The sequence below is a fragment of the Mesorhizobium sp. CAU 1741 genome (assembly GCF_039839275.1).
Lineage (GTDB): Bacteria > Pseudomonadota > Alphaproteobacteria > Rhizobiales > Rhizobiaceae > Aerobium.
In genome coordinates, this window is the sequence record NZ_JBDOQP010000002.1 from 972,566 (window position 1) to 983,960 (window position 11,395).

Sequence of the window (11,395 nt, forward strand, 5' to 3'; positions counted from 1 at the left end):
TCGAATGAAACAGTTTCGTTTTCGGCGCCGTGATGCCGATTGGCAATCGGCGCGCGAGCCGGTAGAGCTTCGTCACACCAAACCGATAGCCGGAGCCTTCCATGAGCCTCAAGGTCGCCGTCCAGATGGACCATGTCTCGACCGTCTCGATTGCCGGGGACACGTCGTTCGCCCTCTCCCTGGAGGCGCAGCGGCGCGGCCACGAACTCTACCACTATACGCCTGACCGCCTGTCGATGCGCGACGGAAAGATCTACGCACGCGTCGAGACGATGGCGGTTCGCGACGTCAAGGGCGACCACTTCACGCTCGGCGAAGCGGTGCGGACCGACCTGTCGGAGATGGACGTGATCCTGCTGCGGCAGGACCCGCCCTTCGACATGAACTACATCACCACCACGCATCTTCTGGAGCGCATTCATCCGGGAACGCTCGTGGTCAACGACCCGGCATGGGTGCGCAACAGCCCCGAGAAGATCTTCGTCACCGAATTCCCCGACCTGATGCCGGAGACGCTGATCACCAAGGACCCGCGCGAGGTCGACGCATTCCGCAAGGAGCATGGCGACATCATCGTCAAGCCGCTCTACGGCAATGGCGGGGCCGGCATCTTCCACATGCTGGAAGCCGACAGGAACCTCGCCTCGCTGCTCGAAATGTTCGAGCAGATGTTCCGCGAACCCTACATCGTCCAGCGCTACCTCAAGGATGTGCGCAAGGGCGACAAGCGCATCATCCTGATCGACGGCGAACCCGTGGGTGCGATCAATCGCGTGCCGGCAGACCATGACTCGCGTTCCAACATGCATGTAGGCGGGCGTGCGGAGGCGACCGAGCTCACCGAGCGCGAGCGTGAAATCTGCTCCAGGATCGGCCCGTCGCTGAAGGAACGCGGCTTCATCCTCGTCGGCATCGACGTCATCGGCGACTACATGACCGAGATCAATGTCACCTCGCCAACCGGGGTACGCGAGGTGAAAAGGTTCGGCGGCGCCGACATCGCCGCCCTGTTCTGGGATGCCGTCGAAGCCAAACGTGTCTGACCACGTATCGACAATTCGTCATGGCGAGGAACATTTGTTCCAACTTTGCAACCCGCTGCAACTATTCCGGCGTGCTTTGCCGGAATGTTCGCTTAATGTTCTTGCCGCAGCGTCAGTTCCGTGCTTCACTGTTCTACAGGAGTTCTGTTTTGGGACAGGTGTAGGCCCGTAGGGCGTCAGTCTGGAGGCGGGGATGGTATCGCGGGTCACGACGATCGCCTTTGAGGGCGTGGAGGCGGTTCCTGTCGACGTGCAGGTTCTGGTCGGTCCGGGCAAGGTCGGAATGCAGATCGTCGGCCTCGCCGACAAGGCTGTGGCCGAGAGCCGCGAACGGGTACAGGCGGCGCTCCAGGCCTCCGGCCTTTCGATGCCTGCGAAGAAGGTGATCGTCAATCTGGCGCCGGCCGACCTACCCAAGGAGGGCAGCCACTACGATCTGCCGATCGCGCTCGGGCTGATGGCGGCCATCGGCGTCATTCCAACCGACGCGATTGCTTCCTATGTGGTTCTGGGCGAACTCGGTCTCGACGGGGCCATCGCGGCGGTGGCCGGGGCACTGCCGGCTGCGATCGGGGCGAATGCGATGGGCAAGGGGCTCATCTGCCCGCATGACGTAGGCCCCGAGGCCGCATGGGCCGGAGAACAGATCGACATTCTCGCGCCGCGCAGCCTGATCGCCATCGCCAATCATTTTCGCGGAACGCAGGTTCTGTCGCGGCCCGAACCGGCAACGCAGGCCGCACCCAGCAACCTGCCGGACCTCGCGGACATCAAGGGTCAGGAGACGGCGCGGCGCGCGCTGGAGATCGCGGCCGCCGGCGGACACAACCTGCTGATGATCGGGCCGCCCGGATCGGGCAAGTCGATGCTGGCGCAGCGCCTGCCGTCGATCTTGCCGAAACTGCTGCCGCGCGAACTGCTGGAGGTGTCGATGGTCGCCTCCATCGCCGGGGAGATTGCCGAAGGGCGGTTGTCTGACCGGCGGCCGTTTCGCGCGCCGCACCACTCCGCCACAATGGCCGCCCTCATCGGCGGCGGGCTCAAGGTGCGTCCGGGGGAGGCATCATTGGCGCATCATGGCGTGCTCTTTCTCGACGAGTTGCCGGAGTTCTCGCCCCAGACGCTCGATTCGCTGCGCCAGCCGCTGGAAACCGGCGAATGCGTGGTGGCACGAGCCAACGGGCGCGTGGCCTATCCCGCGCGTTTCCAGCTCGTGGCGGCGATGAACCCGTGCCGATGCGGCATGGCGGGCGAACCCGGCCATCGATGCGCGCGCGGCCCGCGTTGCCAGGCGGATTATCAGGCGCGGATTTCAGGCCCACTGCTCGACCGGATCGACCTGCGAGTCGACGTGCCGGCGGTTACCGCTTCCGATCTGATCGGTCCGTCACGGTCGGAACCGAGTGCTGTGGTGGCGGAAAGGGTCGCACGGGCGCGCACCATTCAAGCGGCGCGCTTTTCGGCGCTCGGCATCGACGGAGTGACCACCAATGCCGGCTGCCCGACTGCGCTGGTCGAGGAAGTTGCGGCGCTCGATGCGCCGGGAACCGCGCTCTTGCGCGAAGCAAGCGACAAGTTCGGCTTCTCCGCCCGCGCCTACCACCGCGTCCTCAAGGTGGCGCGCACGCTTGCCGATCTGGACGGCAGGGATTCCGTGGGGCGCATCCACCTTGCAGAGGCGATATCAAGCCGCATGGCTGGCGAGAGGCTGGCTCAGGCCGCATAGACAAGTCGGGCGGAGACAATGTGGGCCCGCTGACAAGCAGCAGGGTCACGCGATGCGATCAGGCGTCCCGAAGGTGCCGTGTCACGATGGTTTCAGTTGACCGCGCCAACGAGCATGTTCTGCTCTTCACGCAGCGACACCCAGCGGCCGGTATGGGTCGACGCCTGGCGCTTGAGGAAGCGATAGCCGGTCTTGTACCACGGCTTCATCTCGTCATTGAGGTTGTCGAGGATGAAGTCGCCGCGGTCGGTCCGCACCGTCAGGACCGCGTGCCCCTCACCGTCCGGCTTGCGCAGCACCGTGATCAGCAGATTGGCAAGCGCGATGCCCTTGTCGGCGAGCATGCGACGCTTTTCCAGAACGTAGTCCTCGCAGTCGCCGACGCCGTGAACCGGGTACTCCCAGAGCTCGGCCTTGCCGTAGATGTCGAAATCGCTCATCGGCTTGACGGCTTGGTTGACTGCCTGATTGACGCGCGCGATGGCCGCCCAGATCTTGTCGCTGACGACCAGCGGGCCCGGATCGCGCGAGCGGATCGCGCATTCCGCCGGATTGGCCTTGCAGAATTCGTAGTGACCGATCGGCTGCGAGGTGATGCCGCCCGTAACCATCGAGGTCACGCCCGATGCCTCCGACGTGCTTCCCGTTGCAGCCGCGAAGAACAATGCGGCGGCAAAAAGCGGCCATAGCCGCCACATGCCAAGCGTGGCTCTCATATCGCCCAAACCCCGAAAGTCACCGAATCTTCTGGTCGTTAAATAAAAGTTAAGTGACGGTTTGAATGCAAGTCAATTGACGGAGCCGTGAGGAATGCCGGCATGGTTACCGTTGGGCGCCCACTGTGGCAAGTTGCACACAGTAGGCGCCACGCGATTCAGCCCTTTGAACTGACGAGGCGCGGCTTTGCCTGCCCGCCCGTGCGCGCCTTGCGCCCGTTGCTCGCCATGAAGTCCACGATGCGCGGCACGATCTCGGCGCGGAAGCGGGAGCCGTTGAAGACGCCGTAATGGCCGACCTTCGGCTGCATGTAGTGAGCGCGCTTCTCTTCAGGGATGTTCACGCACAGATCATGCGCGGCTTGCGTCTGGCCGAGGCCGGAAATGTCGTCGTTCTCGCCTTCGACGGTGAACAGGGCGACGTTCCGCACGGCCGTCAGGTCAACCTTCTCGCTGCGGTGCAGCATCTGTCCTTTCGGCAGATCATGCCGCACGAAGACGGTGTCGACCGTCTGCAGATAGAATTCCGCCGTCAGATCCATCACCGCGAGGTATTCGTCGTAGAAGTCACGATGCTTTTCCGCCGAGTCGCCATCGTTCTTCACCAAATGGACGAAGAAGTCCTTCTGCGCGATGAGGTGGCGGTCGAGATTCATGCTCATGAAGCCCGAGAGCTGCAGAAAACCGGGATAGACGTCACGCATAAAGCCGGGATTGGGAAACGGCACCTGCATGATGACGTTGTCGCGGAACCAGTCGATGCCCTTTTCCTCGGCCAGGTTGTTGACGGCGGTCGGGTTGCGGCGCGTATCGATCGGCCCGCCCATCAGCGTCATCGAGGCCGGTGCGTTGGCGTCGCCGCGCGCTTCCATCACCGCGACTGCGGCCAGCACCGGCACCGAGGGCTGGCACACGGCCATCACATGGGTGTCGGGACCAAGGTGATGCAGCATGTCGATGACGTAGTCGATATAGTCATCGAGGTCGAAGCGGCCATCGGACAGCGGCACCATGCGCGCGTCGGTCCAGTCGGTGATGTAGACTTCAGCATGCTGGGTCATCGACTCGACCGTGCCGCGCAGGAGCGTGGCATAGTGGCCGGACATCGGCGCGACGATCAGCAGCTTCGGGTCAGGACGCCTGCCCTTCGGCAGGGCACGCTCAAAATGGATCAGGTCGCAGAACGGCCGAGACCACACGACCTTTTCCTTCATCTCGACTTCGGTGAAATCCACCTTGGCGGTCGGCAGGTTGAAATCCGGCTTGGCATAGCGCCGTGTCGTGCGCTCGAAAACTTCCGCGGCGGCCGACATCGAGCGCCCGAACGGCGTCGTCGACAACGGGTTCAGCGGATTCTTGTAGAAGAGGCCGAGAGCATCGGCATAGGCCCTATAGGGCTGGAGAACGGCATGGTTGAATTCGTAGAGCTGATAGTACATCGGCGCTCCTTGGCCGCGGCCGGCAGCGGCGGGAAGGGCAGCCGGTCAATGCAAACGTTATGCGGCAAAAGCTAACAGTCTTTTGCTGCGATGCAATAGAACCGGGCATGGTTTCTCGGTGGTTATCTTGCAGTGCGTCAGAATGAGTGCAGCATCAGGACACGCTCCCACGCCGCGACGCCCGCGGGAAGCTCCGAAAGGAACGTTTCGCGCAATGCCGACGGCGCCTCCTCCCAAGGCAGCACGGAAAAGTCGCGGCGAGCATAGAATGGTGCGTTGAACGGCACGTAGCGAAATGTCGTGAGACTGACGCCACGATGCCGTCCGCGCCGCGCCTCTTGGATCACGTGACGAACGAGCGACGCCCCCAGCCCCTTGCGGCCGTGGCCGGGATCGACGGAAATCTCGCGTAGATGAAGGAACTCGCCGCGAGGACCCGCCACCGCATAGCCGACAGGAAGGCGGCTTGCATCGTCGACGACGACCCAGCACTGGTGCCCTTCCAGCATCGCGCGAAAATCCGCCAGACTGGCGAGCGGATTGTCGGCGATCTGCGGATATCCGTGCTCACGGAACAGGGCTGCGGCCCGGTTCTCGACCTTCAGCAGCCAGCGATCATCATCGCGACGATGCGGCCGGATGGAATATCCGGCCGGAAGCGTCGCGACAGGCCCATCAGCCGTCATGGCCCTCGACGATCACCATCTCGGCGTCGGCAACGGTGATGCGGATCGCCTTGGCTGCCTGGTACTCGTCGGAGTTATAGCAATCGAGAGCGGCCTGCATCGACGGGAACTCAATGACGACGTTGCGGGCCCTGCCCCGGCCCTCCAGGGCTTTCCACTCGCCGCCCCGCGCCAGGAACCGGGCGCCGAAGCGCTCGAAGGCGGGTTTCGCCGTGGCAACGTAGTCCTTGTAGCGTTCCGGGTCCTGCACATCGACATGTGCGATCCAGTATCCCTTGGCCATGCAGCCCTCCCTTTCATGACGTTTCAGGCGGCCGCCATTTCAGCCAGAATGGCCTGGGCGGCTTCGCGCCGGTCCGGCGCCCCGATGATCGGGCGCGCCACGACCAGATGGCTGGCGCCGGCGCGCAGGGCGTCCGAGGGCGTCATCACGCGTTTCTGGTCGCCTCGCTCGGCGCCGGCAGGCCGGATGCCGGGCGTGACGATCGCCATGTCCGGGCCGACGATCTTGCGGACGGCGGCGGCTTCCGCCGCCGAGCAGACGATGCCCCCCATGCCCGCCTGCAGTGCCTGTTCGGCGCGACGCAGCACGAGCGTGTGCGGGTCGTATTCGTAGCCTGCATCCTGCAGGTCCTGTTCATCCATCGAGGTGAGCACCGTTACTCCCAGAAGCGTCAGGCCGGAGCCCCGCGCTGCTGCCACCGCGGCGCGCATGGCCTTGGGATAGGCGTGCAGGGTCAGCATGCTGACGCCCATCCGGGCAACGTTCTCGACACCTTCGGCAACGGTGTTGTCGATATCGAGCAGTTTCATGTCGAGAAAGACCTGCTTGCCGTCGCGCACGAGGTCACGCGCGAACTCGAGCCCGCCGGAAAAGACGAGGCGGTAGCCGATCTTGTAGAAGTTCGCCACGCCGTCGAGCTGGCGGACGGCCTGCTCGGCTTCGGCAACAGTGGGAAGGTCGAGCCCGACAATCAGGCGCTCGCTGATCGCGGTCATCTCAACGGGTCCTTCCGGACAACAGCCAGGCATGCTCGATCAGCGTCCTGCAGACGTTCTGCATCGATTTCTGCATGCGCTCGTCCTTGAACGCGCCGTGCTCGTCAAATGCCTCTTCCGCGTTCGGAACCGAGCATTGCGGCGAGATCAGGTCCATCTGGATATGTGCCAGGACCTGTCGGAGGTGGGATGCGGAACGGATGCCTGCGAAATGGCCGGGCGAGGACGAACAGATCGCGACAACCTTGCCGGGCAGCGGGCGCAGCGGTTTGCCGCCGTCACTCTTGATGCGGCTGATCCAGTCGATCGTGTTCTTCAGCAATGGCGGTATCGAGCTATTGTATTCCGGCGTCGCGATGAGCACACCGTCGGCGGCGTCGACCAGGCGGGCAACCTTGTAGGCACTCTCCGGAATGCCCTGCTCCTCCTGCAGATCCTCGTCCATGATCGGCAGCGGATAATCAGCAAGTGAAATGCGCGTCACATTCGCGCCCTGCAGCGCCAGTTCCTTCTGCGCAACGTCTGCGGTCTTGCCGCTGAAGGCTCCGCTGCGGATGGAGCCGGCAAGAACCAGAATAGTTGGCGTCATGGCTGGTGAATGCCCTCGTTGTTCAGGGCCTCCGGATACATCCGTTCGCCAGCGCTTGTCAAAGTCGCGTCAGGACGCCATCGGACGGCGGTAAATCCACAATTGCGTGGGCGGCAGGTTGCGTATGATGAAATCGAAATGTTCGACCGCGTAGTTGCCCCTGCCGGGCGGCACCGGAGATTTCGGCCCATAGGTCAGTTGCACGATGGGGCGTCCAACCGGGATGCGGTCAAGCAGGTCTTCGATATAGGCGACGCGCTGCGGCACGGGGAAATTCAGCAGCGGAACGCCGGAAACGACGGAATCGAACGTCATGGCACGGTTATCGCCCAGCGTCTCGTCGAGGTTGAAGGCGTCACCATGCACCACGTTCACGCCGGGATAGGCGGCGCGCAGATGCTCGACGAAATCCTGCGAATATTCGATCGACCACAGCGATTGCGGCTTCACGCCCGCTTCTAGGATTGCCTTGGTGATCACGCCGGTGCCGGGGCCCAGTTCAAGCACCGGCAACCCTGAATGAGGATTGACGACCGAGGCCATGCGCTTCGCGGTGACGCTGCTGGTCGGGACGATCGAACCAACGGCCCGCGGCTTGTCGATCCACCCCTTGAAAAAGCGAAGTTCGTCATCGAACCGCCGCGCAAGCGACTTTCGAAGGTTTTCGGCCATGCGATGCCGCCTCCAGACCAGCAAATGTCGTTGACCTAAGGTAGGCCCTGCCGCGTCCGATGCAAGAGCGCGGCCCAAATTAGCGGTGGGCAGACACAGCCGGAGAAGCGGTCAGGACCGCTCTGCAAAGGAGTCGAAGAAGTCCTTCATGCGCGAGAAGAAACCCGTAGACTGAGGATTGTTCTCCTGCGACGAAATCTTCTCGAACTCCTCCAGCAACTCGCGCTGGCGCTTGGTCAGGTTCTGCGGCGTTTCGATCGCCACCTGGATGTAGAGATCACCGATCGTCGCCTGGCGCAGGATCGGCATGCCCTTGCCTTTCAGGCGGAACTGCTTGCCGTTCTGGGTGCCGTCCGGCACCTTGACCCGCGCCTGCGATCCGTCAAGCGTGGTCACTTCGAAGGAGCCGCCAAGTGCAGCCGTGGTCATCGAGATCGGCACCTTGCAGAACAGGTCCGCACCGTCTCGCTGGAAGAATTCGTGCGGCTTAACCGACAGGAAAATATAGAGGTCGCCGGACGGCCCGCCACGCAGGCCGGCTTCGCCTTCGCCAGCGAGACGGATGCGGGTGCCGTCCTCGATGCCGGCGGGAATGTTCACCGACAGGGAGCGCTCCTCGGTAACGCGGCCCTGGCCGGCGCATTTCGGGCACGGATCGGGGATCGTCTGGCCGCGGCCCTGGCACTGCGGACAGGTGCGCTCGATCGAAAAGAATCCCTGGCTGGCGCGCACGCGACCCGAACCCGCGCACATCTGGCAGGTGACGGGCTGGGTTCCGGGCTTCGCGCCGGAGCCCGAACAATCATCGCAGGTCACGGATGCCGGTACATGTATCTGCGCCGTCTTGCCGTTGAACGCTTCCTCCAGCGTGATTTCCATGTTGTAGCGCAAGTCGACGCCACGGTCGCGACCACCCGCGCCACGACCGCCGCGGCGGCCCATCATGTCGCCGAAGATGTCCTCGAAGATGTCGGCAAATCCGCCGGCGGCGAAGCCCTGCCCGGCACCACCCATGCCGCCCTGTTCGAAGGCAGCGTGGCCGAAGCGGTCATAGGCCGCGCGCTTCTGCGGGTCCTTGAGGCACTCATAGGCCTCGTTGATTTCCTTGAACTTGTGTTCGCACGCCGCATCACCCGGATTGCGGTCGGGATGGAACTGCATTGCGAGCTTGCGAAAAGCGCTCTTCAGCTCCTTCTCGTCTGCGCCCTTCTGGACGCCCAGCGTTTCGTAGAAATCAGCCTTCATCATTTTCCCTGGGCGTCGACCCGCCTTGGTTCTGCGCGGCGCTTCCTGTTCGGCTCCGCGCGGCTGGACCTCGATTTAGTGAGCTTTCGGCGCATATGCCAGAGCCAGCGGGCGAAAGGCCGGAAATCTCCGGCGACGAGCCATCAATGGCAAACCCGGCGCGAGGCCGGGTTTGCGTTGACGTCAGGCCTGATCAGGCCGACTTCTTCTTGTCGTCGTCGTCGATTTCCTCGAAGTCGGCATCGACCACGTCCTCGCCGCTCTTCTCGGCATCGGCACGTGCATCAGCCTGCGCCGCTTCCGCCTGGCTGGCCTCGTACATCGCCTGGCCGAGCTTCATCGACGCTTCCGCAAGCGCATTGGACTTCGCCTTGATGTCCTCGGCGTCGTCACCTTCGGTAGCCGTGCGCAGAGCCGTGATGGCGTCCTCGATTGCCTGCCGATCCTCGGCCGAAACCTTGTCACCATAATCCTTCAGCGACTTCTCGGAAGAATGTAGCAGCGCCTCAGCCTGGTTCTTGGCTTCGACGGAATCGCGCCGTTTCTTGTCGGTCTCGGCATTCGCCTCGGCGTCCTTGACCATCTTCTCGATGTCGGCATCGGAAAGGCCGCCAGATGCCTGAATGCGGATCTGGTGTTCCTTGCCGGTGCCCTTGTCCTTGGCCGAGACGTTGACGATACCGTTGGCGTCGATGTCGAACGTCACCTCGATCTGCGGTACGCCGCGCGGCGCGGGCGGAATGCCGACCAGATCGAACTGACCCAGCATCTTGTTGTCGGCCGCCATTTCGCGTTCGCCCTGGAAGACCCGGATCGTCACGGCGGACTGATTGTCTTCGGCCGTGGAGAATGTCTGGCTCTTCTTGGTCGGGATCGTGGTATTGCGCTCGATCAGGCGGGTGAACACGCCGCCCAGCGTCTCGATGCCAAGCGACAGCGGCGTCACGTCGAGCAGCAGCACGTCCTTGACGTCGCCCTGGAGCACGCCAGCCTGGATTGCCGCACCCATGGCGACGACCTCGTCCGGGTTGACGCCCTTGTGCGGCTCCTTGCCGAAGAACTGCTTCACGACCTCATGCACCTTGGGCATGCGGGTCATGCCGCCAACGAGCACGACTTCGTCGATCTCGCCCGCCTTGAGGCCCGCATCCTTGAGCGCTGCCTTGCAGGGCTCGATCGTGCGCTGCACGAGGTCGTCGACGAGCTGCTCGAACTTCGCCCGCGTCAGCTTCATCGTCAGGTGCTTGGGACCGGTCTGGTCTGCAGTGATGAAGGGCAGGTTGACTTCCGTCTGCGACGACGACGAGAGCTCGATCTTGGCCTTCTCGGCCGCTTCCTTCAGGCGCTGGAGTGCCAGCTTGTCGTTCTTCAGGTCGATGCCCTGTTCCTTCTTGAACTCCGCCGCCAGGTACTCGACCAGACGCATGTCGAAGTCCTCGCCGCCGAGGAAGGTGTCGCCGTTGGTGGACTTCACCTCGAAGACGCCATCGCCGATCTCGAGCACGGAAATATCGAAAGTACCACCGCCAAGGTCATAGACGGCAATGGTCTTGCCTTCCTTCTTGTCGAGGCCATAGGCGAGCGCGGCCGCAGTCGGCTCGTTGATGATGCGCAGAACCTCGAGGCCCGCGATCTTGCCGGCATCCTTGGTCGCCTGGCGCTGGGCGTCGTTGAAGTAGGCGGGAACGGTGATGACAGCCTTGTCGACCTTCTCGCCGAGATAGGCTTCCGCCGTTTCCTTCATCTTCTGCAGGATCATCGCCGAAATCTGGCTGGGCGACTGCTTCTTGCCGCCGGCTTCGACCCATGCGTCGCCATTGTCGCCATTGACGATCTTGTAAGGCACGAGGCCCTTGTCCTTGTTGGTGACCGGATCGTCATAGCGACGGCCAATCAGGCGCTTGATCGCAAACAGCGTGTTTTCAGGGTTCGTCACGGCCTGACGCTTGGCCGGCTGGCCGACGAGACGCTCGCCATCATCCGCAAAAGCGACCATCGAGGGTGTCGTGCGCGCGCCCTCGGCATTCTCGATGACCTTCGCGTCCTTGCCGTCCATGACCGCGACGCAGGAATTGGTTGTTCCCAGATCGATACCGATAACTTTCGCCATAGTTCATTCTCTCCGTTAGCAGGCCGTCATGGACCCTATGAGGCGTTCCGGGGACGGCCCCTTCTCAGTCGAAATTTCACAAGTGCGCCCTGGCTTGTGGCGTCCTTGCGAGGTTGACGGGTATATAAGAAGCGCAGATTTACCGCGCAAGCCGCTTGGCATCATCAGTG

At 63.1% G+C, this 11,395-nt stretch carries 11 protein-coding genes; 2 read left to right on the forward strand and 9 right to left on the reverse strand.

Going from position 1 to position 11,395, the window contains the following annotated elements; genetic code table 11:
* Positions 1–101: 101 nt before the first annotated feature.
* Together gshB and AAFN84_RS11500 are read left to right on the forward strand one after the other, a co-directional pair.
* A complete protein-coding gene (gene gshB, locus AAFN84_RS11495; protein WP_347514690.1) occupies positions 102–1,043 on the forward strand; it encodes a glutathione synthase in 942 nt (313 codons plus the stop codon).
* Between the two features lie 193 nt (positions 1,044–1,236).
* Positions 1,237–2,769, forward strand: a complete 1,533-nt coding sequence (locus AAFN84_RS11500; protein ID WP_347514691.1) for a YifB family Mg chelatase-like AAA ATPase — start codon at positions 1,237–1,239, stop codon at positions 2,767–2,769.
* Between the two features lie 92 nt (positions 2,770–2,861).
* On the opposite strand, the gene AAFN84_RS11505 is transcribed toward AAFN84_RS11500, so the two are convergent.
* The 9 genes from AAFN84_RS11505 to dnaK all read right to left on the reverse strand — a co-directional run bounded on the left by AAFN84_RS11505 (position 2,862) and on the right by dnaK (position 11,225).
* A complete protein-coding gene (locus AAFN84_RS11505; protein WP_347515113.1) occupies positions 2,862–3,380 on the reverse strand; it encodes a transglutaminase-like cysteine peptidase in 519 nt (172 codons plus the stop codon).
* A gap of 263 nt (positions 3,381–3,643) precedes the next feature.
* On the reverse strand, positions 3,644–4,924 hold the full coding sequence (phaZ, locus tag AAFN84_RS11510) for a polyhydroxyalkanoate depolymerase (RefSeq protein ID WP_347514692.1): 1,281 nt from the start codon (positions 4,922–4,924) through the stop codon (positions 3,644–3,646).
* A 137-nt stretch (positions 4,925–5,061) separates the two neighbouring features.
* On the reverse strand, positions 5,062–5,610 hold the full coding sequence (locus AAFN84_RS11515) for a GNAT family N-acetyltransferase (protein ID WP_347514693.1): 549 nt from the start codon (positions 5,608–5,610) through the stop codon (positions 5,062–5,064).
* Positions 5,600–5,893: a DUF1330 domain-containing protein gene (locus tag AAFN84_RS11520; RefSeq protein WP_347514694.1), complete on the reverse strand. Its 294-nt coding sequence runs from the start codon at positions 5,891–5,893 to the stop codon at positions 5,600–5,602. Before AAFN84_RS11520 ends, AAFN84_RS11515 begins: the two co-directional genes overlap by 11 nt.
* Positions 5,894–5,916: 23 nt before the next feature.
* Positions 5,917–6,609 carry an orotidine-5'-phosphate decarboxylase gene (gene pyrF / locus AAFN84_RS11525; RefSeq protein ID WP_347514695.1) on the reverse strand — a complete coding sequence of 231 codons (693 nt, stop codon included), beginning with the start codon at positions 6,607–6,609 and terminating at the stop codon, positions 5,917–5,919.
* A gap of 1 nt (position 6,610) precedes the next feature.
* Positions 6,611–7,198: an NAD(P)H-dependent oxidoreductase gene (locus tag AAFN84_RS11530; RefSeq protein ID WP_347514696.1), complete on the reverse strand. Its 588-nt coding sequence runs from the start codon at positions 7,196–7,198 to the stop codon at positions 6,611–6,613.
* A 69-nt stretch (positions 7,199–7,267) separates the two neighbouring features.
* Positions 7,268–7,870 (reverse strand): phospholipid N-methyltransferase PmtA, encoded by a 603-nt coding sequence (pmtA, locus tag AAFN84_RS11535; RefSeq protein WP_347514697.1) that lies wholly within the window; start codon positions 7,868–7,870, stop codon positions 7,268–7,270.
* A 111-nt stretch (positions 7,871–7,981) separates the two neighbouring features.
* The gene (gene dnaJ, locus AAFN84_RS11540; protein ID WP_347514698.1) at positions 7,982–9,115 is read right to left on the reverse strand and encodes a molecular chaperone DnaJ; all 1,134 of its coding nucleotides are present in this window, start codon (positions 9,113–9,115) and stop codon (positions 7,982–7,984) included.
* 193 nt (positions 9,116–9,308) lie between these two features.
* Complete coding sequence (gene dnaK / locus AAFN84_RS11545; RefSeq protein WP_347514699.1) at positions 9,309–11,225, reverse strand: molecular chaperone DnaK; 1,917 nt, start codon at positions 11,223–11,225, stop codon at positions 9,309–9,311.
* Positions 11,226–11,395 lie beyond the last annotated feature (170 nt).